The 26,614-nt window shown below is 55.8% G+C and carries 16 protein-coding genes and 1 tRNA gene; 9 read left to right on the top strand and 8 right to left on the bottom strand.

What is annotated here, in order from left to right:
- Positions 1-507: 507 nt before the first annotated feature.
- Positions 508-581 (bottom strand) — tRNA-Pro (locus KBY77_RS12390).
- 352 nt (positions 582-933) lie between these two features.
- Here KBY77_RS12390 and KBY77_RS12385 point away from each other — a divergent pair.
- Together KBY77_RS12385 and KBY77_RS12380 are read left to right on the top strand one after the other, a co-directional pair.
- Positions 934-2,010 (top strand): site-specific integrase, encoded by a 1,077-nt coding sequence (locus tag KBY77_RS12385; protein WP_255104901.1) that lies wholly within the window; start codon positions 934-936, stop codon positions 2,008-2,010.
- A gap of 588 nt (positions 2,011-2,598) precedes the next feature.
- The gene (locus KBY77_RS12380) at positions 2,599-3,915 is read left to right on the top strand and encodes an AAA family ATPase (protein ID WP_255104899.1); all 1,317 of its coding nucleotides are present in this window, start codon (positions 2,599-2,601) and stop codon (positions 3,913-3,915) included.
- 523 nt (positions 3,916-4,438) lie between these two features.
- Here KBY77_RS12380 and KBY77_RS12375 read toward each other — a convergent pair.
- The 4 genes from KBY77_RS12375 to KBY77_RS12360 form a co-directional block, all read right to left on the bottom strand.
- Positions 4,439-5,005 (bottom strand): sigma-70 family RNA polymerase sigma factor, encoded by a 567-nt coding sequence (locus KBY77_RS12375; protein ID WP_255104896.1) that lies wholly within the window; start codon positions 5,003-5,005, stop codon positions 4,439-4,441.
- A 276-nt stretch (positions 5,006-5,281) separates the two neighbouring features.
- The gene (locus KBY77_RS12370) at positions 5,282-5,446 is read right to left on the bottom strand and encodes a hypothetical protein (RefSeq protein ID WP_255104894.1); all 165 of its coding nucleotides are present in this window, start codon (positions 5,444-5,446) and stop codon (positions 5,282-5,284) included.
- Between the two features lie 1,036 nt (positions 5,447-6,482).
- Complete coding sequence (locus KBY77_RS12365; protein ID WP_255104892.1) at positions 6,483-6,932, bottom strand: 5' nucleotidase, NT5C type; 450 nt, start codon at positions 6,930-6,932, stop codon at positions 6,483-6,485.
- 246 nt (positions 6,933-7,178) lie between these two features.
- Positions 7,179-8,075 carry a zincin-like metallopeptidase domain-containing protein gene (locus tag KBY77_RS12360; RefSeq protein ID WP_255104889.1) on the bottom strand — a complete coding sequence of 299 codons (897 nt, stop codon included), beginning with the start codon at positions 8,073-8,075 and terminating at the stop codon, positions 7,179-7,181.
- A 1,202-nt stretch (positions 8,076-9,277) separates the two neighbouring features.
- Between KBY77_RS12360 and KBY77_RS12355 the strand changes: the two genes are divergently transcribed.
- Both KBY77_RS12355 and KBY77_RS12350 read left to right on the top strand, forming a co-directional pair.
- Entirely contained in the window at positions 9,278-9,874 is a 597-nt protein-coding gene (locus KBY77_RS12355; RefSeq protein WP_255104886.1) for a hypothetical protein, read from the top strand.
- Positions 9,875-10,204: 330 nt separating this feature from the next.
- The gene (locus KBY77_RS12350; RefSeq protein ID WP_255104883.1) at positions 10,205-11,278 is read left to right on the top strand and encodes a hypothetical protein; all 1,074 of its coding nucleotides are present in this window, start codon (positions 10,205-10,207) and stop codon (positions 11,276-11,278) included.
- A 723-nt stretch (positions 11,279-12,001) separates the two neighbouring features.
- On the opposite strand, the gene gltS is transcribed toward KBY77_RS12350, so the two are convergent.
- Positions 12,002-13,201 carry a sodium/glutamate symporter gene (gltS, locus tag KBY77_RS12345; RefSeq protein WP_255104881.1) on the bottom strand — a complete coding sequence of 400 codons (1,200 nt, stop codon included), beginning with the start codon at positions 13,199-13,201 and terminating at the stop codon, positions 12,002-12,004.
- Between the two features lie 935 nt (positions 13,202-14,136).
- Between gltS and KBY77_RS12340 the strand changes: the two genes are divergently transcribed.
- Positions 14,137-14,670: a hypothetical protein gene (locus KBY77_RS12340; protein ID WP_255104879.1), complete on the top strand. Its 534-nt coding sequence runs from the start codon at positions 14,137-14,139 to the stop codon at positions 14,668-14,670.
- A gap of 86 nt (positions 14,671-14,756) precedes the next feature.
- Here the strand turns inward: KBY77_RS12340 and KBY77_RS12335 are convergent, their stop codons facing one another.
- Complete coding sequence (locus KBY77_RS12335) at positions 14,757-15,644, bottom strand: transglutaminase family protein (protein WP_255104876.1); 888 nt, start codon at positions 15,642-15,644, stop codon at positions 14,757-14,759.
- 25 nt (positions 15,645-15,669) lie between these two features.
- Positions 15,670-15,870 carry a transposase gene (locus KBY77_RS12330; protein ID WP_255104874.1) on the bottom strand — a complete coding sequence of 67 codons (201 nt, stop codon included), beginning with the start codon at positions 15,868-15,870 and terminating at the stop codon, positions 15,670-15,672.
- A gap of 699 nt (positions 15,871-16,569) precedes the next feature.
- On the opposite strand from KBY77_RS12330, the gene KBY77_RS12325 reads away from it, so the two are divergent.
- From KBY77_RS12325 to KBY77_RS12310, 4 genes are all read left to right on the top strand, one after another.
- Entirely contained in the window at positions 16,570-17,796 is a 1,227-nt protein-coding gene (locus KBY77_RS12325) for an efflux RND transporter periplasmic adaptor subunit (protein ID WP_255104871.1), read from the top strand.
- Positions 17,796-21,011, top strand: a complete 3,216-nt coding sequence (locus KBY77_RS12320) for an efflux RND transporter permease subunit (RefSeq protein WP_255104867.1) — start codon at positions 17,796-17,798, stop codon at positions 21,009-21,011. The genes KBY77_RS12325 and KBY77_RS12320 overlap by 1 nt, the downstream gene beginning before the upstream one ends.
- Before the next feature lie 2,205 nt (positions 21,012-23,216).
- Positions 23,217-24,299 (top strand): hypothetical protein, encoded by a 1,083-nt coding sequence (locus KBY77_RS12315; RefSeq protein ID WP_255104864.1) that lies wholly within the window; start codon positions 23,217-23,219, stop codon positions 24,297-24,299.
- Positions 24,300-24,533: 234 nt separating this feature from the next.
- The gene (locus KBY77_RS12310) at positions 24,534-26,042 is read left to right on the top strand and encodes an MFS transporter (RefSeq protein ID WP_255104862.1); all 1,509 of its coding nucleotides are present in this window, start codon (positions 24,534-24,536) and stop codon (positions 26,040-26,042) included.
- Positions 26,043-26,614 lie beyond the last annotated feature (572 nt).

Genomic DNA, 26,614 nt, shown 5'->3' with positions numbered 1-26,614 from the left:
TGATTCGCAACCGCCCTGAGTTGGCCCTTCCAGTGATGACCATGGACCCCTCGATGCTCGCGCAGCCGCGGGAGGAGACCCCCCTGCCGCTGCGCCTCCTGGCCACCGCAGCCGCGGGAGAGGCGCCGGGCAGGCGTGACCTGAGCACACCCATCCCAGCGGCGGCGAGGGGAGATCAAACTCACGCGAGGGCAAGGGTCGGCGAAGCCGACTTGCCCGCCCTTGCGCCGCGTGACACCCTGCATCCCCGCCGCCGGGTGGCCACCGTTCTTCTGCGCTTGAGGAGCCTTCTTCTTGAGCGACCAACTGCAAGAGATGCAAGAGAAAGTCCCGGGCTACCTCAGGCAGATCAATGAACGGCTTCCGTGCTGAGCGACCACCCACAGGCGCCGCTGTCCAGCTCAAAACCCTTGAAAGGCCAGCAACAGGCGAGTTTCTCTTGCACTTTCTCTTGCAAGTCAAAAAAGAAGGGTTCCCGGTTTCGCCGAGAACCCTTGCGTTGACTAGTCGGGGCGACAGGATTCGAACCTGCGACCTAGTGCTCCCAAAGCACCCGCGCTACCAAGCTGCGCCACGCCCCGTCGGACCAACCCTACCCCACGAATCCCCCACAGGGCCTGCGATACCTGGATTCCTGTGGCTGCAACTGATGTTGGCTGGTGGAGGGAGCTTGCCCGAGCTTGTGTCAGGCAGTCGCATTCGGTGCCATGCTGAGGCCCTCCAGCTCTCACCCAGCTCTCAAGCGAGAGCTGCTGTGCCTGCCTCCATCAGCTTCCAGCCATGGCCCGTAGCGCTTCTCCATCCAGCACTCCGGCATGGATCGAAGGCCTGCGGATGCAGCTCAAGCTTGCTGTCGGTACCTCGTGGAACGTCTCCCCCATGCGGGACAAAGCCAAGCTCTTCGCGCGATTTGACGACGGCAGTCGAAAGAGCATGGTTCTCCCGTGCCTGTGGCTGCCGGCGTCGTCGTCCGAGATCCTGCGGGCGGCCGAGACGATGCATCAATTGATTCAGAGCGGCCTCTCGTTTGACAAAGCGAAGGAGCACGTTCTGGGCCCGAGCGCTGCTGCCCTGCCCGGAGCTGCATCTCCCTCTGCCGTCGACCTGGTCGAAATCTGGGAGCGCTTTGGCGACTACAAGGTCAGAGGCACCGGCCAGATCAAGCTCTCCACCTGGCAAAAGGACTATCGGATCACCGGTGGGCGCCTGCGTGAGGTTCAGAGCCAAAGCCCAGCGTCGGCAAAGGACCTGCTTAAGGCGATTGCCGATCGCTGGGATCCAGGGTCTCGTCGCCGTGAAATCGCCGTACAGCACATGGCCGCGATGCTTCGCTGGGCCATCGAGGAGGGACATCTCACAGCAGAGCAATGGACCCCACCACCAAAGATCAGCCGCATCGTGGGCCCGAAACCTCAGAAGGAGTCATCGGTTCCCTTGATGGATCAGCAGATCCTTGAACTCTTCTATGCACTCCCCAAGGATCCAGCGGGTCGTCGCTGGCTGTTCGCGCTCCAGCTGGTGGCCAGCTTCGGGCTGAGGCCGGTGGAGTTGCTTCATCTCGACCTGTCTCCAGACGGAAAGCTTCGGTGCAGCTACCAGAAGGCCAGTGGTGGTGGAAGGACGAGACCCCGTGAGCTCAGAGCACTCCATCCGGAATGGGGAGAGGAGTGGAAACTGATCCAGCGTGTGGCCGACGGCGAGGAACTCCCCCCACTTGACGCCCCCTCCGGCCCAGCAGACAGCATGCGGAAGTACCTGATCCGCCAGGAGGCCTGGAAGCTGTTGAGGGCCAGCAGTCCGATCACGCCCTACTCCTTCCGGCATGGCTACGCCTTTCGTGCCCATGAGGACTATGGCCTGAGCTCCCGAGTGACAGCCGAACTGATGGGCCATTCGGTGGCAACCCACAACCAGCACTACAGCCAGTGGGCCGATTCAGCAACGATTGACGCGGCCATCGAGCGGGGCTTGCGCCACCGCGGCGTGCTTGCCCGCCCCGATGGTCTATGATTCAAGCGGATAAGCTGATTGGTTGCCGGGGAGCAGATGAGAGGGCCATAACGGGCTTCCCATCGAAAACCCCACAGATCATAAAGTTCATCCACCAAGTGAAACTTATTTGTTACTAAGCTCAAAAGCATCTACACGTTAATCGTAGGTAATGATTGAAAGCTTACTGCTTTTCAATTGATTGCCGTGTGCTCATGCTTTTCTTAGCGAGTTGAGTCAAAAGAGCCCTTACGCGGTTCTTTTGCTTGACGTGAAGTCAGTTACCCCAGTCTGACAGGGTCAGGGCTGATGGCGATTGATTCTCACCAGTTAATAATTTCCAAAGTGAAGTAATACAGGCCGACCCGCATCCCAATGCCTATCCATAACCATGGACCCACTGTCCCAAGATGCGTGGCTGAGGACCGCAGATGCGCTCCTACAGCTCAAGTGCAGCCGTAGCCATCTGTTGCGGCTCAAGCGTGAAGGTCATCTGCGATCGAAGGCACACTTCGTGCAGATTGGTCAAACAAGGACGTCTCCCCTTCTGTGGAACGTAAAGGCCATCCACCAAACGATGGCTCAGTGGACCCTGAAAGGGTGCTCCAAATGAAGAACACGACCAATATCAGCGCTGCCTCCTCGATGGAGCAGTCTCCAGAAGACAAGATCCAGGAGGTAAGGATAGAGGCGATCCGACTGATCGATTCGGGCGTCCCTGTCCTGGACAGGGTTCCACTGCTGCGTGAACAGGCGAAGAAAATCGGCATCCAACTGAGTAATCCTGAGCTGGGTCGATACCTCAAAGAGGCCTGCAGCCAAGCTGCAGGAACTCCTGAATTGGTGACGGCTGACGATGTTCTGGACCTGTCGCAGCCTGAGTGGATCTGCGAGCACCTCCTGATGGCCGGGTGCATCAATCTGCTGTTTTCCCTTCCTAAGGTTGGAAAAACCACTCTGATCTTGGCTCTGCTGGGCGCCTTGCATCGAGGGGAGAGCACCTTCCTGGGGTTGCCGTTGATTGGCACCTGCCCACCGGTGTTGATCATCGGTACCGACCAGCCCGAACGCGACTGGGCCCGCATCCTGCAAGGTGTCGGCCTTGTCTACCTCGATGAGGCTGGGGACGCTCGGCTCTGCGACCCGCCCATTGTTGGGCTGGCCCATTCCGGATGTCCCTGGTATCTGGATGAGGAAGGCATCCAGAAGATTGCCCAGAAGGCGGCCGACAACCCAGGACTGTTGATCATCGTTGACACACTCCATGCCTGTTGCCGCCCTCTCGGGATCAACGAAAATACTGCTGAACTGGCCGATCCGGTCATTGAGCTGATGGAGGCGGTCGGGCCCTACGGCGCAACCGTTGTGGTGATTCACCACGCCAACAAGGGCCGCTCAGCTGATTCCGCCAGCATGGGTAGCCGAGGCAACACGGCTCTACCAGCGGCAGCCTCCCAGATTATCAGTCTCAACCGCCTGCAGTCACGCCCTGCCTCTGCTGAGGCGGGCCAGATCATGCTGAGGACGGAAGGCAGGGCCGGCGCTCCGTTGGAGCTGCTGGTCGCCCGTGGTCCAGATGGAGGCTGGATTCATTGCGGGGAAAGCGCTGAGGCCTCGGAAGCGCAACTCCTGGTCCAGGCAGAACAGCGGCTCAACAGGCAACAGCGGGACGTGCTTCAGGTTCTGCGCGACCGTTTCGAGGAAACCCAACAGATGGTTTCCGTGGCCGAGATTTTGGAACGCTCCGAGATCTCCGGTCAGGACCCCACGAGGGTGATTCGTCGATACCTCGACACCATGTCGAGATGTGGCTTGGTGATCCTTGAGAGGGTAGCTATTGCTAAGGGGCAAGAGAATCGCTATCGACCTGTCAGCCCGCCAGGCATGCCGGACACCACAGACGACCCTGTCACTGATCTGGGCTAATCGGCTGGGCAGGCTCGCGATGACCATCTGCTGGTCAACGTGAGCCTGCCCTTTCAGCGCAGAGATAATCGGATACCTCGGATACCTCGGACAGCACGGACAGCACGGACAGCACGGACAGGTCGGACACCACGGACAGCGCAAACAGGGGGGATGGTTTGGACACCCAGACCATCTTGGACAGGTCGATCAGTAGTTCTTCAACCCTGACCTGGGTGACGACTCCACCCTTCAGTCCTGCATCAGGTTCGATTTCCTATTCCGGCCTGATGGGGCAGACACGCCCCCCCCTCCTGGCTCGCCTGGATCAAGAAGGCAGAAAATGTCCCTAGTGGAGCGAGTTGCTTCCCCTTGAAGCAATTCTAATCGCCCAGATGGCTTCTCCTGCAGTGCTTTTGCCGTTTACGACCACAGATACCCGCTTGGTTCAGGGTCTTACCCGGCTGAGGTGCTATCTCCCATCGCACTGCCGCTGCTCAGAGGCGGGCCAGCTCAAGCGGCACGGAGCTGGCCCGCAAGGCCCTCAGGCCGACACTTGCTGTCTGAGCGCCTCCAGAGCCTTCTTCTGGGCCCGCTGCACGCTCATGGCACTGAGCCCCAGCTGCTTGGCGGCATCCCGGAGGCTGAGCCCCTGCAGAACGGTGAGTCTGAGGGCAGCGGCCTGGGCGGCGGGCAGCTGATCGAGCATGGCCTCCAGCCCCGGATCACCAGCCTCGGCCTCTGGCCCTGAAGCCTGATCCGGTGCGGGGAGGGTATCGAGCCAGCTGCCACCACCACCGGGGAGGGGAATGTCAAGGCTCTGATGCTTCCAGATGGCCTCGCTCCTGGCTGACTTGGGCAGCCTCACCAGCAGGGCCCGATCGCGGATCCAGTGGGCCAAGGCTCCATGGATGCAGCGCTTGAGGTAAGCCGGAGCAGTGAGTGGATCCGTCACGCGGCTGCAGGCCCGCACCAGCTCCAGGCGGGCCACGCCCTGGGCATCAGCAAGCTCCAGAAGATCGGGGTAGCGGCGGCTGAACTGGCGGGCCAGGACATCAGCCAGAGAGAGGAACTGATGAACAAGGCGGTCACGGTCTGAGTGGGGTCGCATCGTGGTGATGACGCAGGACGCGCCCCCCACCCCGCAGCACCGCGTAGGGAGAATCGGGGGTAGGCCAAGCCAGTGCCACGACGACCCATCTCAACGAGCGCTGTTCATCACCCGCTCACGGCTGACTCTCCCGTCAGGACGCCAACCCAGGCAGCCAGCGCCAGCGGCAACGACATCACTCCGGTCACCACCACCAGCGCCACGAGCGGACGTAGCGAAACCCCGAGCAGGCGCGAGCGGGTGCAGCGAAGACCGCAGGCGCTGGGAACCCAGGCATCACCGCTTCTCCCAGCTCCGCTCACAGCGACGCAGTTCCAGCTCGATGGCGAGCTTCCGGGGCAAGTCCTGCAGGGGCCAGGCCATACGAACGAACCAGCGCAGCGTGCGCGTATGGCGCTGCAGCCAGAACCAGCAGGTCAATGAGAGGGTGCGGCTTTTCATGGCAGGAGCGCCAAGGACAACGCCTGCCCAACCCGGTGCCAGGTCCGTCAAGGGGGCCATAGGCACTTGCGCAGCCCTTGATGACCTGGCCGCAGTCACAACAGCGAAGCCAACGAACACACCTGCAAGCCGGGTTACGGTCAGCGCTGGCCTGGGCAGAGGCCATGAAACCGCAGCCGCAACCAGGGAGTCAGCTCTGGCTCAGTCGTGGTCGCGGGCGTCAAAGCCCGGGAGTTCCTCCACCTGCTTCTGCTCCAGGTACGGGTGAGTGGACCAGCTGTCCCAGCAGGAGCCGATCAAGGCGGGATCGTTCACGGATGGCAGTGAAAGCTCACTCTGGCAAGCAATAGGTGCGGGCTCGAACCAGCCGCAGGAGCATTCAGCCTCCCAGGCCTCAATCGTGGCGACCAGCTGCAGGGAGGAAGACGCTGAGGACGAGGTTGGAGCAGGACAAGCCTCGCGCTGAGCTGAAGAATCCTGCGAGGTAAGGATCGGCTCCATGGGAGGAACGGCGAAGAACACCGCTCCCACCCACCGCCTGCAGAAGCTCAGGCAGGGGTGCCATCAGGCACACGCGTAGCCCTTGCCGGTTGCTGCCCCCACCCCACGAGAAGAGCAAGTGGCTGGTGGGGTGGCGGTGGATCATCGGGGCGGGGTTTGACGTTCTCCCAGAGCTGATCTATCTGGTGACATTCAGCAGGTACGACATGGTTTTGACAGTTCTGCTCAGCCGCTTGCCTTGGCCGACACGTTCCTGGTACACCGAGCTCCGGCTTCAGTAGACTTCTGGCTGGTGCCGAACATCTGGTGATTGCAAGCCGTAGATTTTTTTGAGTTCATGGCACTTCTCTAAGTAGCCGTTCGTCCGAACGGAAACCATTCCTCAATTCGCTGTAGCTTTGCCTTGCCCTCTCACGGCGAACTCCTAGTCTCAATTCAAGCTGAATATGACTGTCGCCGAGAGCTTTTCAGGCGAATGTCCATGCCCATCCAGGGCTGGATAGACAGGACAGATCCACGTACAATGTGATCTTAGTTACGCCGCAGCACGGAGGTACTTGACAACCGATTCCCAGTCGGGAAATCGACTCGTCCCAAAATGAATATGCTCACCTTCAAACTCACTGGCTCCATTCTTTTCCCTGTCGTCCACAAGGAAGTGACCCCGATTCAAGTTTTTGTGATGAGAAAGGATCAGCCTTTTGTAAGCGCCCTTGCCAAGATATCGCTTTACCCAATGGAGCTTATCAGACCATGCCGATGTATTCTCCCATGGAGAAGTAGACAAAATGTAGGTGTCGAAGAGCGTGCAGAGCTCCGTGTGCGCCTGAATCGCACCAGGGAGGGGCTCCATAAGTGCAAAGATACCAGGGACTTCATCTAAGTTGCTTTCGTACGCCTTTAGGACGTCAGGGGGCAGATGCTGAAAGGCAGATGGGAAGTCGACAAGGACGTTGTCCATGTCGAGGTAGAGGATCTTGCTCATTGGTATTCGTGGTAGGTATTGAGCGGCCCAGCAGACCAATAAGGGGATTCACAAATCATCCTAATGGCCATTGCCTGTTCCGCCAATGATTCTCCACGAATAAGGCACTCATCGTAGCTCTCCTTCTCAAATTGGATTTCTGGGGGAAACGGGAGCCGGTCGAGACTTCTATTGTGGACCAATCGTCGTGGTCCGAACCACGGCATAGTGGGTCGCCTGACAGCAGCAGGAGCAATCAACACCCCCTCAAACCCCAGGCTCAGGTGCTACAAGTTCCACCGCACTCCTGGCCTCACCCAGCACCTGGAACAACACCTGCGGGTTTTCCTTGAGCAGCTCGATCCAATGCCCTAGGTACGCGGCATGGTTCTCCATCGCACTGCCGATCTCCAGCCGGTCTCCCAGCAGCACCGCCCCCAGTTCGGCCACCAGCTCCTCACGGGCATAGGCCATCGAGCCCATACGACCGCTCAGATCTCGCTTGAGCCGGCTGGGGTGACCGGTGGAGTGGATTGCTTCATGCGCCCAAGTAGCATAGAAACCTGCAGCTGAGTGGAACGCCTGCCGCTCGGGCAGCTGGATCCGATCGATCTGGGGAAAATAACAGGCACGCTCCCCTCCGTAAGCGACAGGAACGGACCAGCCACTGAGCACAGCTTCTGCAGCAGCAAGGCGATCCGGCTCAGGCCTGGCAATCAACCCAGCTTCCCGCTGCCGCTCTGAGATCAGATCCCCCAGGCCATCTCCATCGAGATCAGCCGCGTTGAAGACCACCACGGGGCGGAAACTGACCCATGTCCGCTCTGCAGGGGTACCGCCTGCACAGTTGGATCCAGTTGTCGCATCCGAGGGGTCCGACGTATCCGACCCCCCGGTACCTGAGTGGTTGACCTGGGGCCTGAGGATCCGGATCCCCTGGCTGCCCTTACGGGGGAAGATCCCTAGAGCCTTGGCCTCAGCGAACCCGCACCAGTAGGGCAATGCCGACCCCCGCAGGTGCATCCCGAGCGTGAGCAGGATCGGATTGGCGCCCCGGTAACGATGACCAGACAGCAGGTTGACGTGGTGGCCACCGCCACTGGCATTCCATTCCCTACGCCAAGGTGTGGTGCCTGCCTCGAGCAGCTGGATCAAAGACTCCACCAGCTTCTCGGTTGACGTTGCCTGTCCAGAACCCCCAGGTTTGAACCTGGAGGTGGAATGAGAGCGGGTTGAGGATTTGGTGGCACCCATCGGGCAGCAGCGCAGGACCCGAAGCACCAGCGCGGCCAGCAGCAAGGGCTGGCCATGGAGCTCGGCCCTGCAGAAGTTCCCCGGGTGTCACGTACCGATGGCGGGCCAGCTCGTGAAACCCTTGTGCGGCCGCGCATGCTGAGGAATCCTGCGTGCGCTCCCCTCAAGCTTTGCCAGAGCGAATGGGGGAAAGGGAGGAAACCAATTCCTCCCTTGTTGCCCCCACCAAAGCCCAATCCACCACAGGGATATCAGCAAAGAGGGGGAATGGAGGAAGGGGGGAAGTGCCACGGGGATCACTTGCACACCCGGACTATCGGATAAGGAGTTACTGCAGCAAACCAGCCCTGGTGTGCAAGCCAACCCGATCAAACCAACAACAGAAATTGCTGCATAGCGAAACCCTGGATAACACCCAGAAAACAAAGACAGGAAGACAATCGTCTTGATTCTGGATCCTCCCTGCTATATTCTTGAGGTGTGCAGACACCGCCTCACGCGACAAAGCACATCGATATCTTCTCAACACCTAAACCGAAACGAACCCTAAAGCAACCCGAGCAGCACTCCAACACCTGAATCTCAACCTACATCCCAACTCCCACAACTCAAGCGATACCACAGCACACATAAGCGGAATCAAGTCCAGGATTTCTGACCAGTTAAGAGGGCTGGCCAGTAAGGACGCATCCCCCTGAAGAGCAAACAGCGGACGTGAGGAATCACGCCTGCTAGTTACATAGCATCTACACACACGGGAAATCCTCGATTCCCAAGGAACCCACGCACCCTCCAGGCCTGGCCCACAAAGCAAGTTCGCGATGGCACCAGAGTCATGGTCAACAGGGCAGGTCAATCCGGTAGATTTATTACTTTATTGTTAGATAGCTAATAAGAGAATCAGCAAGAAGCCCTGTATGATATCTAGCACTAAAGATAATAGGGGCACTAGTAAAAAGATTAGCAATGAACCTACAAGATGCCAAAGCGCCACCAGGGCCAGCTCGCTCCATCCACCAACCACTTCACATTCACCTTCGCATTCATTATTCATGTACACGTCCCCTTGCCCCACGCCAACCAGCGCAGCTGTCCGTAAGTACTCAGCCGTCATGGACGTCCTTGAGCACATCAGCCTTCCCCCTGGCCGTCTTCAGGAGCTGGAGTATCACTGGCAGAGCTACACTCCAGAGGCCTTCTCCCTGCTCCGTCACCTGCTGCTGGAACTCCGGCATGGCGTCGAGCCCAAGTACATCGTCACCTGGCACTGGTCCACTCAGCAACGTGATTACGCCGGCGTGACACGGGAAGCCAGGCACTTCAAGAACGTCATGCTCAAGCGGGTGTGGGGCTACAACCGCATCAAACAGGCCAGGGTGGGTCTGGCACCTCCGCTCTACTTCTGCCATGAGCGCAGCGCTGAGACCAACCGCTTTCATACGCACCTGTTGATTCCGCAACCACCTGCGGAACACGACAGCGTTGCAGCCTTGAGCCGTGAGTTCAACGGTCACTTCCGCAAAGCAATTCGCGCCCTGGATCGTGACCGCACGATCGACGTCAGGCTGATTGAAAAGCCGGTTGGGGCCCTGAGCTACATCGTCAAGCAGGCCTCCAGCAGCTACTGCCCGTTGGACTACGAGTTGTCACATTTTCTCCGGCAAAGCAGCTTTGAGCCTGAGGAGAGAAAGAATCGTAGAATGCATTAAATGCAGAATTCCATATCCTTAGCACTATTCTCTCGTGAGTCAATATGCGCCATCATACATAAACATTCGACATGTGTACATGAACCACTGGCTATAAAGTGAAATCAACCAGAAATTATGGGTGACAACAGGTGCTCCCCCTCTCCAACCGCGATGTAGAGTTTCAGCAGCCAACAGTTCAAAGGCAAGGAGCTGCCAGACACATCGGTGACACCGAGGATGGTTACTGGTAACACTGCAAGAGATTATCCAACAAGATATTAACGTGGAAGAATGCGTTTGCTCCCATTGTAAATGACTCAAATTCGAGGTGCTGGACACTGGCTGGGAATGCTGCTGTTCTCCTTTGGTGTCGTGCTCCTGCTGGCGCTGCCTCTTTGGAGCGTGGGGCAGCGTGGTTTGGTTCAGGAGCGGTCCTTACCGGTAAATCCGCAACAGGAACTAGTTGCTACAAATGGGCTTGGAGTGACAGTCGGTGCTTACATCGAAAACCTCCACAGTCTTTCCCTGAGACAGCGGATCTTCTCCGCAGAAGGATATTATTGGCTCGATTGGCCAGGGCCTGTTCAGAATCTTATCGATTCAAAGAAGATTAAACCTTCCGAGATGGTGGAATTAGTCAATGTGGTCAATTCTTCAGCAGCGGCAATTGAGACGGATACGCATGAACCAGTAGCATTGCCAAATGGCCACTTCTATCAATTGTTTCGTTTTTCCGCGAATTTCTATATCCCTACAGTCGACTTAAGGCGGTCACCATTTGAGCAGCTTGTGTTGCCCGTGGTTCTTGAGGTTAAGCCAGATGCTTTGTCACGCCAGCGCAGCAATCTAATACTACTGCCGGATCCGAATCAGAAAAATAGCCGACTTGGAAGTTACGCTTCAATAAATGGGTACGATATCAGCGGTGTTCGCTTCATATCGTTTAATCACTCATACGGAACGGATTGGGGCTTGGGCCAGGAAAATCTCAGCTTTTCACGGCTGGCAATTGCTGTGACAATGAAAAGTGATCTATTTTCAAGTTTTGTGATCTGGATTCTACCGATTATGATTGTTATGCTGATAGTCCTGCTAGCGCCTTCACTTGATGGGGAACTTGGTGAGATTCGCCTGGCGATTCCCTCAACTGCACTGCTTACCTTGATTTTCCTGCAACAGGCATATAAAGCAGAAATTCCCTCTCTGAGCTATCTGACATTTCTCGATTCAATATATGCCTGTTCCTATGTAACTTCACTGCTACTCTTTATCCTTTTCGTATGGGGATCTAATGTGTACTCACAAGCCGCAGAAGATAGCAAGGCTGCGGCCGTGGTCAAAATTGACAGAATGGACCTGATCTTTCAACGAGTGGCTCTTATTGGATTCATCATTACAGCCATAGTAGCTTGGTATGGCTAGATTCACTTAAATTCCTCCGCAGAACTTCTTTGATTTCTCTAAATCGACAATCTAGCTTTCAACCACGCTGATGGCAGTGCAGATATCGTTACATACAAATTAGGCAGATGAGTCCTCAAATGACTGTTTTGCCTATTGCAATCCTGGTAATCTAACATTTGTTAATACGACTCAGTTGTCATGCAGCACTATGGTGATCGTGACCGGGCGGCTGGCTGTGCAGGAAGCATTAGAGAAGATGTACTCTCCCTGGTAGAAGTAGTAGCTTACCCCACTCAATAACTCGGCATAACTAGTTTTTGAAAGAGCGCCAACTTCTTGACCACCACCACGATATTGGCACAGGAATTGGCATCGGTGAGGAAGTAGCCGGTGGTTTCCGTAACCACATCGGTGCCAACAGGTCCTCATTCACTTTCTAGTATCATTCTCAGCCGAGACTCAGATTACTACGATGCCACTGACGATCATGTTGCCGTCAATGCTTGATACTATACAATGAATGAAATTCATTGTTGTAATTCAGCAGTTGCTGACAAGTGATATAATCACTATCAATCACATCATCGATACAATCGACAACAATATCCAAGAATTTGATGTCCGAACAGGCTCATTGGGCGGCCAATTAGACAATAGATGCATAATGAGCCAGCAAACCACAGCGACCTGCTTCGAGAATTGTCAATGCTTGAATAAGCACGGTAACGTTGGACGAATATATCAAGACAGCCAGTTAACGAATCGTTGAATGATCAAGGAGTTACTGATGTCCACAAAGAAGCCAGAGACCAAAGGGACAATGATGAAGGCCTGTGGAGCGGGGCCGTACTTATTGGCCACAGCCGCCATATTCGCCATCGCGGTGGGGGTGGCCCCAAGCGAGAAGCCGGAAAACCCGGCGGAGATTACCGCAGCGTCGTAACTACCTCCCATCGCCCTGAACACTAGGAACAAGGTGTAGCAGATGGCTACTACAAACTGAGCGGCCAAGATGGAGAGGATAGGACCGGCGAGCCCGGCGATCGTCCAGAGCTGCAGGCTCATCAAGGACATCGTCAGAAAGATCCCAAGTGAGATGTCAGAAACTATCGCCAAGGATCTGGTGCGGGCCGGCCAGCGGATCCGCACTAGGCGCGGCACGGTGTTGGTGAGGAGGATTGCGCCGAAGAGGCAGCAGACGAACAAGGGCAGATTGCCCCCAAGCGACTTCAGGGTGAGGTAGATCCCTTCACCGAGAACCAGGCTCATGTTCAGCCAGAAGAAAGTTCGCAGGAGGCTGAAGTAGCTCACTTCTTCCTGTCGGGAGGGGGTGTTGATGCCTTGTTCCGAAAGATTGTCCTTGTCGTGGCTTGGCTTGAGGTTGTTTCTGCGGATCAGAAAGCGGGCAATTGGGCCGCCCATCAGCGAGGCGAGAACCAGACCGAAGGTGGCGCAGGCAATGCCGATTTCAAGAGCGTTGTCAATTCCGTAGCGCTGAACGAAACGAGGCGCCCAGGCAATAGAAGTGCCATGGCCTCCCACCATGGATACCGATCCTCCCAGCACTCCGAGCAGCGGATTTAGCCCAAGCGCGGTCGCCACTCCCGCTCCCACCAGATTCTGAAGCACCGTGTAAAAAATGGTCAGTAACAGCAGCACTATCAGCGGGCGTCCACCTGATACCAAGGTCTTGATGTCGGCGTTCAGACCGATCGAGGCGAAAAAATACAGCAGCAGGAAATCGCGTGTGGCCAGGTTGAAGCTGATCTCAAGACCGCTGACGCTGTGTACGATGGCAAGCAGCAGGCACACCAGCAGGCCACTACTGACGGGTTCGGGAATGTTGTAGTTACGAAGCAGGGCTAAGCGCTGATTCAGCCACTTGCCTACTGCCAACACCACTATGGCGATGTTGAAGGTGGCAAAACTTTCAATCTGCATCCTGGGCGGGAATCAGCAGTCATGTTACCTATGACCATCAGCCACTGTTCAGCGACAGACTTGAAACAGGCATTCTGTGGTTGGAACAGCTTGCACCATCAGCGACGCGACCGCACGTCGACGGCAGCCTGATGTCAAGTTCCATAGCAACCAGAGGCCTATTGCAAGGGCCAGCCCTTCTTGTGGGATTTCAAATCCGAGCGGACCGGCATGGCCCGCCAGTGACAGATCGCTGTTCCTGGCTCGGTGCGAGTAAATCCAGAACCTAAGTCATGAGAACGGTCAACTTCGGGAGCAGCACAACGTCTTGGTCACCGATGCTGAGAAGCAGCCAGAGCGGATTGGCCAAAATTACTAGAAGGTCACAGTCCTCCCTCCATTGATGGACTGTTTTATTAACTTGCCGCACGGGTTAAACCCAGTGGCCGTCAACTGGGTGGCGTGCACGAACAACCCGGAAGAGGGCCGCAGTGGCGTCTGATTGAGCAGTGCGGGCGGTGGAGGAGAAAGATCCCAGCCACTTTCGTTGTTCAGGACTCGCGTCAACTCGCTGCTGGACCTTCTGAGAAGAACGTTTTCTCGAAGCATCGGCCGTAGCTGCCACTTACAGTGAGCATCAGCCTGAGACAATACGACCACCATGCTTGGAGAATTCTGGAGCAGTCCTGGATCGGCCAAAATCTCGGCTTAAGGCTGTTATTGCCGAGGCCGGCTCGAACTGGATGTAGATATGTTGCTACAAATCAAGCTAGGAATAATCCGGGAAATGGCATTTCTGAAAATGTAACCATTGCCGTGACTCATGCCCCTTACCCTGGAGCGATTAGATTCATGAACTATCCAGACCCTCCCCTGGTATCAACATTGATGAGAAATGGTGCTCAGACCAGCTTTGTCTGCCAGATGCACTTGCATTTCCAGTGACTTGTTAAATAATGTCAGCTCCTGCAAATCTTAACAGAATCACAATTTCCGTGGTCTCCGTTGATCGCCTGATAGACGCCGGTGGGACACCATTAATTCAGCCGCATATCCATCCCGACGTTGCCCGCTGGATATATGAGGAGGCCAAGGAAAATCCTCATATATACGGGTATGAGATTGAGATCCTCGTTCCTGTCTCAGATAGCGCAAGAGGGGCAGAAGTGGAATCTACTGTCCAATCCTATTTCCTCTCCGAAGCAGAGTGGGCAGACAAGGAATTTCGCGCAATACTACGGAATGGCTTTGCCAGCCTTATGAGGGCATTTCTAGTCGTAGTGGCTCTCACTCTCCTCAGCGAGTTCCTTCATGGGATTTGGAAAAACCGCTTCTACTTGGTGCTCAGCGAAAGCCTTGTGATTATAGGATGGGTAACACTCTGGGGCCCTTTGGATTTGCTACTTTTTGAAAGAAATCGCATCCGAAGACGCCAAATGGTTGCCCGCGCTCTTTCAGTCTCCAGGGTGACACTGACATCCAGGCAGTGACCTGCATAGTAAGATTTGCGAGAGACTTGTTCTGTTGAGAAATCACGGAATGGTCACATGAGCGCCAAGAGGGTTATTCGTTTACTCTATACTTTGACTGTGCGGTTATGGTCAGGTGCCTGATCGAGCGCTACCACTTGCACGGAGACCTCCATGTTTTTAAAAGCATCGATAGGTCCGGCCCATGAGCCGGAGAGCGGGGAGGCTTGGGCGTGATGAGGAGCGACGCCCGCCGAAATATGCTCATCACCAGCGAGTTTATTGTTCGTAGGGTCAAACCCTTGCCAACCGACGCCCGGGATATAAATTTCAGTCCAGGCATGGGTGGATCCGTGCTGCCCTTCACCCATTTGCACATAGCCGGTAACAAACTGCGCGGCCAAACCCCAATACCTTGCGGCTTCCATCATTAGCACTGCATAATCCCGGCAAGATCCACTACCTAAGGCGATTGTATCGCTCGGTAACTGGACACCTGGATCTTCGCGGCGCGTGTATTGAAAGGCTTCATAAATCCTGGTGTTGAGCTTGTTCAACAATTCGAGCGTGTCAACAGCCTGCCCAGGCTGATGCAAGTCAAACATCCAATTCTTCAGCGCTAAACCGTCCTGCGAGAAACTGGGAAGTCGGTATGGTACGAGTCCTAACTGTTCATCTGGAGAGTAGTGAAACGGAAAAGATATCGCCTCAGGATCAACGTGACACCTCACTAGCTTCTCATCGTAGAGAACGACATCTACCTCGCTGAAAATTCGTAATTTATTGGATGGTTTCGCAAAAGCGATCTTAGCAACCGAATTCGCATAAAGATCGCGAACCCACCGGACCGAGGCCTTGGGTTCAATCTCAACAAGCCCGCGCTCAATGTGCACATCGTGCCCCTCACGTGGCCTCATCAACGCCATGTGCTCACCAAAGGTGACCGGCTGCTTGTAGTGATAGATCGTCTCGTGAGTGATGCGGATTTTTTTCATGGGTGAAGATGTGCCATTCGGTGTGTCAGCGCTTGCAGGATCTCAATCCCTTATAACAGTCTTGAAGCAATGTGTCCCATTCCCTGATCTCACAGCGGGGGCAACGGAAACCATCAGGCCAGCGCGCCTGCTCCAGGGCGGCTTCGCAGTTCTCTTCTGTGCCATAGAGCTCGATGAACTTGGGCAGCGACAGGCCTGCCTGGAACTGAATCCGACTCACGGCCATGGCGAGCGAACATGGTACATACGTACCAACTTAGACAGGAAGGGCCTGCTGGCGGAGCTTGCTACCTAATCAAGAAAGGCAACGACTGTTGGATTCCTGGCCAGTGCAGTCGGTTGGTTCTCGGAGCAGGGGATCACCTGCCGGATTATCCTGTCGAATAACGGCTCCGCCTACCGCTCAGGGGATTGGCGAAAAGCCTGCCGGGCATTGGATCTGAAACCCATCCGCACCAAGCCCTATACGCTGCAAACCAACGGCAAAGCCGAGCGGTATGGCCTCAGGCCGACTCCGTCTACATCAAAACGATCCTGGCAGAATGGGCCTACGTGATCGCCTACCAAACATCAGAGGAACGCAACCGCTGGCTACCTCGCTATCTGGGGATCTAAACGGCCGCAGCTGCCACATGGCTCTCGGTGGCCTCACCCCCTAAGCGGTGCCTCCCAGCGGCTGCTGATTGCTGAATGAGCTGGTGAGAAAACACAACTAGTGAATGCCCACCGCGCGCCTGGCCTGCGTGCGGTGGCACCCCTTGAGGTTGAGGATGTGGGGTTCCCCCGATTTGCAACCTGGATAGACCTGGTAACACCTTGGACGGCCCAAGTGGCATCCAGCACACGCATCCATGGGATTGACCTTATACGTTGGCTCCTAATGGATTTAGCCACTCCCACAAGACCCCTGCGTCAGCAGTGGCAAATGCCGCACCGTCGAGTGCGCTTGCTGATGCTCGGTGGCGGCATCGCGCTGGCCATCCTGCTGCTCAGAGGCCAGCGACCTCAGGAGAATGAGCAGCGCAAACGGCAGACGGTGCTGGTGGAAACCGCCACGGTCCGTAGTGGCCGACTCGATGTGGTCTTTCCTCTCACCGGGGAAGTTAAAGCTGTTGCCTCGGCAGCCATTCGCCCTGAGGTCTCGGGCCTCCTCCAGCAGGTGCATTTCCGCGAGGGGCAGCAAGTGACCACTGGCCAGCTGTTGCTCAGCCTCAATCCAGCCGAATTCCAGGCCGCCTTCAGCCAAGCCCGAGCAAATCGGCAAAAAGCCGAAGCGGAGGTACTTCAGGCAAGGGCCGATGCCCAGCGCACTGCAACCCAGGCCCGCACAGCCAGGGTTCGTGCCGAACGTTATCGAAACCTGGGGCGGCTGGGCGCCGTGAGCAACGACCAAAAGGATCAGTTCGTCAGCGAGGCTGAAAGCGCCGAGGCCACGGCCCTCAGCAGCAGTAGTGCTGTGACCAGTGCTCTGGCCAACCTGGCTGCAGCGCGGGCTGCTGAAGCTACGGCTCAGCTTCAGCTACAGCGCACCCAGATCCGCTCTCCGATCCCCGGTCGTGCCGGCCAGTTGCAGATCACTGTAGGCAATTACGTGCGCAGCCAGGAGACCAACCCCCTGCTCGTCGTCAACAGTATGCAGCCGATAGATGTGATCTTTGCCGTTCCCCAACGGTTACTAAGTCAATTACGGCTTGGCTTGCCGGTAGTGCTCGACGCCACAAGTCCCAGTGTCAACGCTGTTCGGGGTCGATTAACCTCGATTGATAACGCCGTTGATCCCACCACCGGAACCACTCGCATCAAGAGCAGCTTCACCAACAACGACCAGCGGCTGGTGCCGGGTCAGTTTGTCAAGGGCCGCCTTCAGCTTCAGCGACTGGAGAACGTCTTGCTGGTGCCCCAGACAGCGGTGCAGACAGGTCAACAGGGAACCTACGTATACCTGGTCAGCGGCAAGCCCAAGGCCGAGAAAGCCGAGGTACGGCCGATTCGCACCGGCGATTCAGCCGACGGAAATGTCGTTGTAGTCAGTGGCCTACAACAGGGTGATCGTGTGGTCACCAAGGGGCAATTCGCCCTCAGCCCGGGAGCAAGCATCAGTGAGCGCCCCGTGGGCCAAAGGCAACAAGAAGACAATCCTGACAACAAGTAATGAGCCTTTCTACCCAGATGATCCGGCGGCCAGTCACGGCCACACTGATTGCCGTGGCCTTGGTGGTCTTTGGGCTGATTGGCTATGTCCAGCTCCCGATCAACGATCTACCCACGATCGACTTCCCCACCCTGCAGGTGAGCGCCTCTTTGCCGGGTGCCAGCCCGGAGACGATGGCCACGGCTGTTGCCACGCCTCTGGAGCAGCAGTTCACCACTGTGGCGGGAATCAGCACGATTACCTCCACCAGCAGCCAATCGAGTACCCAGATCACTCTGCAGTTCAACCTCGAGCGGGACATCGATGCCGCCGCCCAGGACGTGCAGACGGCAATTGCCCAGGCCAGCCGTCAGCTACCCCCTGATCTCCCCTCTCCACCGTCTTTGCGCAAAGTGAACCCAGCCGAGCAGCCGGTGTTCTATCTGGCTCTCAGCTCAGAGGTGTTGCCACTCGCAGAGGTGAACCGTTCCGCTGAGGTGCAAATAGCACAAAGACTGTCAATGGTGGACGGGGTCTCCCAGGTGCAGGTGTTCGGGGCCCAGAAGTACGCGGTGCGCGTGCGGGTGGATCCACAGGCTCTCAGCTCCAAGGGCATTGGCATTGATGAAGCGCTCAATGCCGTGCGGACTGGCAATTCGAATCTACCAACCGGCAATCTTTATGGACCCAAGCAGACCTACTCAGTCGAAGACAACGGCCGCCTTGATGATGCTGCCGGTTACCGCCAGCTGATTATCTCCTACAAAGATGGCTCACCCGTTCGGCTCTCGGAAGTAGCTGAGGTGTCTGACTCAGTGGCGAACGAGCGTTCGGCAAGTTGGTACAACGGTACGCGATCGATTGTGCTGGCAATTCAGCGGCAGCCGGGAAGCAACACGGTGGCTATAACAAGCAAGATCAGAGCAATGATCCCGGAGCTCAAGGCTTCGATCCCCGCAGCAATCAACGTGGATGTGCTCTTTGATCGCTCGCAGTCGATCAAGGAATCCATCACTGATGTTGAACACACTCTCCTGCTGACCATCGTCCTTGTGATCATGGTGGTATATTTGTTTCTCGGCTCACTTGTCACTACTATCTTGCCCTCTCTGGCGATCGTAATATCGCTGGTTGCCACCTTCGGTATTATCTGGCTGTTGGGGTATTCCCTAAACAATATCTCACTGATGGCACTCACATTAAGTGTGGGGTTCGTTGTCGACGATGCGATCGTTATGGTGGAAAACATTGTCCGTCGTCAGGAGGAGGGGGAGCGACGTTGGACGGCGGCCCTACTTGGTTCTGAAGAAATCACCACGACTGTCATCTCCACAACCGTGGCCCTCGTGGCTGTTTTCATTCCGATTTTGTTCATGGGAGGGCTACTGGGTCGGCTATTCAGGGAATTCGCTGTGACCCTGAGTGTAGCCGTGATCTTTTCCAGTGTGGTCGCGCTAACTGTCACACCGATGATGGCGGCCCGCTTCCTGCCCCAAACCGGCGTGAGATCAATCGGACTATTTAACAATAACTGTATGTTGCAGTGGTTCAATCGATCCTTCGAACGACTCACTGATCTTTATGCCCATACGCTAACAGCTGCTCTTCGGAGACCTCGAGCCATCCATCTCTTTTCCGTGATTCTACTGTTTCTTACGGTGTTTTTCTTTCAGTTGGTCCCTAAGGGATTTATACCCAATGTGGACACTGGTCAGCTCAGCGTTAACACTCAGGCCGTAGAAGGTATATCTTTTCAAGAGATGGCCGTCCTTCAAGACCAGTTGGCACAGAAGCTATTTTCAAACCCCAACATAGATGGTGTAAACAGCACCATTGGATCAGGCGGTCCAAACGCTTCGGCCAACAGCGGGCGTCTGTTTCTGCGATTAAAACCGCGCTCTGAGCGGCCCTTGGGTGCTGAAGAACTTACCCTTAAGTTACGAAGCACTGTCAATAGCGTTCCTGGATTGAAGGGCTTCGTTCGTCAGCCCTCGGCGATCAACATCGGTGGCAGCCAAAGTCGGGCTCGTTTCCAGTTCACGCTTCAAGCAATCGATCTCTCGGAGCTCATGGCAATCGCCCCTGATTTCGAGCAAAAACTTCGCACCGTCAGTGAACTGACCGATGTCAACAGTGATCTGCTTTTGAACAATCCCAAGCTAAAGGTCAATATCGACCGTGATCGTGCCGCAGCTCTGGGTCTCAATGTGGCCACGCTGCAAAGCGCCTTGAGAGACGCCTATGGAGAAGGTCAGATATCGACAATTTACAAATCCGATGGTCAATATGCGGTAATAAGCGGAGTCAAGTTGGTGAATCAGAATTCTCCGGCTGATCTGGATCTCATTTCTATCCGCAGCAGCTCCGGCAAGCTCGTTCCATTGGGAGCAGTGGCCAGCCTTGAGCGTGGAAGTGGTATTGTCACAATCAACCACAATGCACAACTGCCTTCTGTCACCTTTTCTTTTAATGTGCGCCCTGGAGTTTCGCTTGATCGAGCGACCGCACAGATCAGTGAACTTGCACGCGAAACTTTACCTGCAGGCGTGAGCACCAGTTTTCAGGGTGACGCCAAGGTGTTCGGCGAATCATTTGCTAACTTGGGCTTGCTGGCATTTCTGGCAATCCTGGTAATTTATATGGTACTGGGAATTCTGTATGAAGACTTTATCCATCCGCTTACGATTCTCACCAGCCTTCCGTCAGCAGCCGTGGGAGGGCTAGCTACTCTACTTCTGTTCGGGTCAGAACTAAATATTTATAGCTACATTGGCTTAATTCTGCTGATCGGAATCGTTAAGAAAAATGGCATTATGATGATCGACTTTGCGGTCGAGGCCTCTCGTACTGGACTGATGCCGCCGCAGGCAATCTATCAAGCCTCGCTGACACGGTTCCGGCCAATCATGATGACAACCGTTTCGTCGGTGATCGGAGTGCTTCCTATTGCCCTGGGCCTCGGTGCCGGGGCAGAGGCCCGCCGTCCCCTGGGCCTCGTGGTGCTTGGGGGATTGGTGGTCTCCCAGATCGTGACGCTCTATATCACTCCAGTTTTCTACGTGACGGCAGAAGGATTCGCGTCCCGGCTGGGGCTCCGTTCAGGAGGACCCTCTGCCGCTGCAAATGAACTTCCTCACGACGCCTTTGCTGTTGCAGGTGTAAGTGGCAACAGCGCTCTGCCCAACCAAGTACCCACACGCCATCGTGACGGAGATGGATCGATCCCTCCTGCCTAAGAACATAACCACCTATGTCGGAAATGACCCCGACGTAATCCTGAAAATTCCATAGCTTCTAGCAAGGGGATTAAAACGTCGGGGATCTGTTGAACCAGTTCCTCATTGATGAGATCCTCCTCTTCTTCGGGTAGCACGGGTAACAAAAGCAGTAAGTCATTGTGCCCCTAAATCAGATTTCTATAGAAGTAACGCTGACTGACAGGCTCAGTCCTCCAGATGACCAGTCTTTTCTCATCATCCGTGAGCCCAAGAGGATGCAACACGTTGTCATACACACCAAGCCGCACGAAGAGAGCTACCCACTGCTTCAGGTTGAGGCCATGGATGCTCCGGCCCAAGATCTCAGAGCCTTGGAAGTCCATGGCAATGACAATACATCCGATATTTCGCTTACCACGTCTGATTGCATGCGTGCCTTCAGGAGTGACAATATTCTCAGGCTTGACCCGGATCCAGTGAACAAGATATTTGCAGTTGAGGCCTAACCCTGATTTCAACCTGACTCGAATATAACGAGGTGAACGCAAGCAATCAATGATCTGTATTGGCGTAAGCTCGTCATGTTGAATTGTTACTCGCTGAGGCTGATTATTATCGCTAGTCATTGATGCGTGTACGCAAAGGTGCATTGGGATTATTTTCCCTTTGCTCTTCTTTGTTCACATGAGGGCAGCGAGCTGCTCTGATGGCGTCGACCAGAAGCGTGGAGGTGGACCGGGGTAAAGCCTCCGGTCCGCCTGGTGATGTTCAACTCATGGTGTTCTTACCTATAAATAAGCAGCCTGGGTTGTGACGCTGCTCGCGCATTAGTGCATGCGTTGGCCTCAAGTTGAGCTACAACCTCAGCGAGGCTGATCTTCAAAACCCTGATATGGGGATACTTCTCATTAATGCGAATCAGCTGCGAGACGTGGCAGATAAACTTGTTCTGGTGGTAGTGCCGCTGTGGATTTCTGCTCCATGCAATCCTACTCTTCTGATTCCTGCTCAATGCCAAGCGCTCAGGTGCATCAGCAAAGAGACCGAGATCATCAAAGAGAGTGGTTACCTGCCTTTGTGTTAACCCGTCGAGACGCCGACCAAGAATGTGGCTGCCCTGATAGTCAAGCGCTATGACCAGGATACCCATAGTCTTTCGACCACTCCAGTCTGATCGCCGCAGTCCGTCAGAATGAACGCGAATGGGCTCTTGCACCTTATGCACAAGATACTTGTAGCGTTTAGACTGATTTGAATTGGGACTACTCCGGACCCGCCTGCCCCTGGCACGCAGCTGTCTGTCAAGATCGTGAGTTAGACCGTAGCTTCGAACTGTAACCTGGCCCTTACATACATGAAACTGTTTCATCTTTATCTAGATGCAATTATATGTTTTGAGTTTTACCTCGGTTGTTATGCTTTTTTCACAGTGATAGCCAGCACTCTTCAAGCAGCTCTTGACCGCCGACCGGCTCTGTCATGCTGCTCCTGATTGAATTCTCTTTTGACAGTCGACTTGCCATTAATATGCACTGAGCCACCTTTTTTTACTCGGGCACAGACTGGCGTGACACGACGTGGAAGTCCTCAGCAGCCCCTCTCGGCCTGGTCGAATCATATGAAGATGGACGCTTCCCACCTTGTTGTCGTGCCATTACTGCTGCTGGTTTTCTGGGGTATTGAGGCTGAGGGTCTGCCTGAGGGCTCACCCCCCGCAGACGCGGGTATGCGTTTCGCCACGGTGACTTGACCCACCCATTCCGGCGGCGGCTAGTGGAGAGTATTACCTCAGCAAGTGATGTACATGAACCAAAGATAACTGGAGACCGCACTTCTAGAGAGGTACAAGAACAGATATATGGCAAGGCAATGTCCAGCATCCCGAAGACGAATTTGCTTAATATCAATAATGCAGGCAAGGGCAGGCAGCCTGCATAACATTACCTCGGAAATCCTAGTCTCATCATAGCCGACAGACTGGCCTGGCATTTTCAAGTGAGCGTAAAATCGACTTAGCCCTCAAGTGCATACTACTCCCAGAGCAAAGATTGAGTCCTGAGTAGCTTACTGTCGAATCAGAGAGAGTTATCACATTGTCAGCAGAACTTTATCGGGATGACCTTAGGCTCCTGTGCCTTTGGATTCATTGTACAAATCAATTCTCGGATCTCCCTCCACGCATTACGTCGACATCCCCGCCCCCGCGCCGAGATCGAAGCACTGATGCTCCAGCGCGGCCCGGCACGGGTCAGCCTGGTTCTGCCGACCACGCCACTGAGCCAGGAGGCACAAGCCAACTTGATCGCCCTGAAAAACCCTTCTGACGAGGCCATCGAGCAGCTCGCCAGTCACGACAAGTGCGAGGTGCTGGCCATTGAGGAGCTCCTCCACGACCTCATCGATGATGATGATTTCTGGGACGTCCAGGTCAACAGTCTTGCCGTCTATGTTTCGCCGGAAGGGCTGCGCAGCTTCCGTCTGCCCAACCACCTGAAGCCGGCCGTGAAGGTCAGCGACCGCTTCCACGTCCAGCCCCTTCTGCGTACGCTCACCGTTCCCCAGTCCGCCTACGTCCTGGCCCTGGCACAGAACACTGTGCGTCTGGTGGCGGTCTCCTCCGACCTGCCGGCCGTCGAGATCAAGCTGAACGGCATGCCGAAGGATGTGGCCAGCTCGGCCAGGAAAGCTTCCATCAAGGACCGCTCGCCCAGCGGTCGCCTCCAGGGCTCCGAGGGCATGAAGGTGCGCCAGGCCCAGTACTCCCGAAGGATCGACCAGGCGCTGAGGCTGCTGCTGGTGGGCCGGGAGACCCCGCTGATCCTGGCGGCCAGCGAACCGATGCAGTCGATCTACCGCGAAGTTCAGTCCTATCCGCACCTCGCACAGGCCGCAATCCTGCAGAATCCCGAAACGCAGAGCGATGCTGATCTGGCCGCAAGTGCCCGCACCATCCTTGATGAGCTGTTCCGTGATGAACTGGCGGAGATCCAGTCCCTGTACACGCTCCGCGCCAGTCAGGGTCGGACCACATCCGATCTGGCCCAGGCGGCCCGGGCGGCCACCTATGGCGCGATTCAACTGCTGCTGATCGACATCGATGATGTGACCCCCGGCACGATCGACGACGATGGGACAGTGACCTTCGCTGATGGCCCCAGCGCCGAGAGCTATGGCATCGTCGATGAAATCGCTAGCCGTGCCCTGGTGATGGGTGCCAAAGTGATGGGTGCCAAAGTGATGGGTGTTCGCAAGGCCGACATCCCTGCTGAAACCAGCCTGGCGGCGATCATGCGCTACCAGTTCTGAGTACCTGCCATTGATCCAGCCTTGACCCCTCTCGTGAACGGGGGGCAGGGGACGTTCAGGCAGACCTGGTGGCCAAGACAATCACTGCCGACGACTTCTGATGCTGGAACAGTAAAGCAGGGATTCACTGAATCATGGGCAGAAATCAACCAAGTAGCGGTTGACTCTGATCAAATTTCCTGGAGACCAGTAAAGTCAAAAGACTACGAATTAACTATCAGGGTGGCACCTGCCATGGTCCAAGTCAACTCAGCTCTCAAGAGCTCTCGAGAGGGTCTTCAGACTGATCCAGACCGCTGGTGGACCCTGTTAGCAGTGGAGTGTGGCAACTTCGTGGTGTACATGGATGGATTCATCGTCACCCTTGCTCTGCCTGCGATGGCGCGTCACTTCGACGTCGGCCTCTCGGTACTGAAATGGGTGATCGTCGCCTATCTCCTTACCGTGACGGTCACCCTGCTGCCGGCCGGTCGGCTTGCCGACATCTGGGGACGCAGACGGATCGTGGTCATCGGCATGAGCATCCTCGTTCTTTCGGCAGTGCTGTGCGCGCTGGCCCCGACGGTGGAGACCCTGATCGCCTTTCGGGTTCTCCAAGGCATGGGCGGTGGCTTGGTGCTTGCAAACGTAATGGCCGAGATCACAGCCGTCTTCCCAAAGCAAGAGAGGCGAAAAGCCATGGCTGTCAATGCCTCGATCCTGGCTCTTGCTCAGGTCACGGGACTGGTCCTAGGCGGACTGCTGATCAGCACGTTTGGCTGGCGCTCGCTCTTTCTCGTCATCTTGACGGTGAGCCTGGCCGGATTGATCCTCAGCCTTTGGATTCTCAAGGCGCGTCCCCGCACCTGTGACCGTACTTCCATGGACTGGAAGGGTGCCGTACTTGTGGTTGGGGCCACCAGCGCTCCCTTTTTGGTGATTGAACGACTCTCCCAGGATTGGCTGAATCCGGCCAACGTGGCAATCCTAATGGGCGGCATGGTGGCGTTGGTCCTGTTCGTGGTCGTGGAGCGAGGACTGCCGAAACCACTGTTGAATCTCAACCTGTTCCGCTCGCGTGCATTCACCTGCGGCTCGGTCTCCGCTGGCTTCTATTTCGTTTCCGCGGTGTCCTGCTACTTCCTCCTGCCCTTGTACGCGCAGCTCGTGTTGGGACGCTCGCCAGTGATGGCAGGTCTACTCGTAGTCCCGCTCTCTCTGGTTCTCACAGCCACGAGCTTGACGGTCAGCAGCATGGGCAATCGGTTCAGTGCGCGAAGCCTTAGCTCTGTAGGCATGCTCTGCGTCAGTGCAAGCCTGATTGGACTGTCCTGCCTGGGTCCCGAAGCATCCATCGCAGCCATTGTCTGGCCGCTGGTATTGCTGGGCATGGGCGGCGGTCTCTTCCATCCCCCCAACAACAGTGCCACCCTCAACACTGTTCCTCCGGAACACCTCAGTGTTGCTAACGGGTTCCTGTCGATGTCGCGCAACTTCGGACAAGCTCTCGGGGCGGCGATGGCGGCGACACTTCTCGCCCGCGGACTCGGTGCAGTAGGGGCAGAATCAGCACTTGCAGGGCCGGTTGGCGAGCGTCTTGGCGGGAACCACTTGGAAGCCTTTCTAGGGTCACAACAGTTGGCATATCGATTAGCGGCAGCACTAGGGCTGGTTGGTGCGGCAATGTCCTTTGCCCGCGGAACAGAGGTGCCAGTGGGTGCGCTACTTAGCCAGAAGCCTGTCAATAATATCCAAGAGGGTTAAGTGGACAAATCAGACCGGACATGGAGCCTTAGTCTTTAGTATGCAGTGTTGGGGTTCCCAATCGGATGTGCTCACAACGCCACCGCGATTCCCCAGAGAGGCAGCCGACTCTCGGTAACCAGTTACAATTAGATTCGCAGGTCAGTGGAGTAGCTTCCAATAAATATGGCCGCATCCTTCTGGCAGTGACGCCAACTCTTGATGCTCGCAATGTGGTATTGGTGAGCCAGTTGATGTACCCCGAGGAGAAGCACATGTTTTGACATGCAGTGATCGGTCTTGGCCTTGTTTACTTCCATTGGAGTGCGCATCTCCGGGAATTAGGGACTCCTGAAAAAACAAATCGCGAGCTGGCTCGATTGCAGCCAAGGAGTAGGGCGTAGGCAGCTCGCAAGCACGGTTATCTAGCGACCAGCGATTCGGCTGTCTCAAGCAGGCAAATGTGCCTGAGAGCCACGTAGAGGCAGCCTGGCCTTTGCCAGGCGTAGAACCAGGCAAAGATAAAGACAAAAAAGAGGCGGAGAAGCCTCAGAATCTTCTCTGCACACATCACCACAAATGCCATGGCGATC

It is taken from the genome of Synechococcus sp. Cruz-7E5 (assembly GCF_024345995.1).
In the GTDB taxonomy this organism is placed as follows: Bacteria; Cyanobacteriota; Cyanobacteriia; order PCC-6307; family Cyanobiaceae; genus Regnicoccus_A.
Note: the sequence above shows the minus strand (reverse complement) of the source record. Positions and strands in the feature narration are given on the sequence as shown.

Coding starts and splice junctions, on each gene's coding strand:
- KBY77_RS12385 (WP_255104901.1), top strand. CDS start 934: ATGGTTCTCCCGTGCCTGTGGCTGCCGGCGTCGTCGTCCGAGATCCTG.
- KBY77_RS12380 (WP_255104899.1), top strand. CDS start 2,599: ATGAAGAACACGACCAATATCAGCGCTGCCTCCTCGATGGAGCAGTCT.
- KBY77_RS12375 (WP_255104896.1), bottom strand. CDS start 5,005: ATGCGACCCCACTCAGACCGTGACCGCCTTGTTCATCAGTTCCTCTCT.
- KBY77_RS12370 (WP_255104894.1), bottom strand. CDS start 5,446: ATGAAAAGCCGCACCCTCTCATTGACCTGCTGGTTCTGGCTGCAGCGC.
- KBY77_RS12365 (WP_255104892.1), bottom strand. CDS start 6,932: ATGAGCAAGATCCTCTACCTCGACATGGACAACGTCCTTGTCGACTTC.
- KBY77_RS12355 (WP_255104886.1), top strand. CDS start 9,278: ATGGACGTCCTTGAGCACATCAGCCTTCCCCCTGGCCGTCTTCAGGAG.
- KBY77_RS12350 (WP_255104883.1), top strand. CDS start 10,205: ATGCTGCTGTTCTCCTTTGGTGTCGTGCTCCTGCTGGCGCTGCCTCTT.
- gltS (WP_255104881.1), bottom strand. CDS start 13,201: ATGCAGATTGAAAGTTTTGCCACCTTCAACATCGCCATAGTGGTGTTG.
- KBY77_RS12340 (WP_255104879.1), top strand. CDS start 14,137: ATGTCAGCTCCTGCAAATCTTAACAGAATCACAATTTCCGTGGTCTCC.
- KBY77_RS12335 (WP_255104876.1), bottom strand. CDS start 15,644: ATGAAAAAAATCCGCATCACTCACGAGACGATCTATCACTACAAGCAG.
- KBY77_RS12330 (WP_255104874.1), bottom strand. CDS start 15,870: ATGGCCGTGAGTCGGATTCAGTTCCAGGCAGGCCTGTCGCTGCCCAAG.
- KBY77_RS12325 (WP_255104871.1), top strand. CDS start 16,570: ATGCCGCACCGTCGAGTGCGCTTGCTGATGCTCGGTGGCGGCATCGCG.
- KBY77_RS12320 (WP_255104867.1), top strand. CDS start 17,796: ATGAGCCTTTCTACCCAGATGATCCGGCGGCCAGTCACGGCCACACTG.
- KBY77_RS12315 (WP_255104864.1), top strand. CDS start 23,217: ATGCTCCAGCGCGGCCCGGCACGGGTCAGCCTGGTTCTGCCGACCACG.
- KBY77_RS12310 (WP_255104862.1), top strand. CDS start 24,534: ATGGTCCAAGTCAACTCAGCTCTCAAGAGCTCTCGAGAGGGTCTTCAG.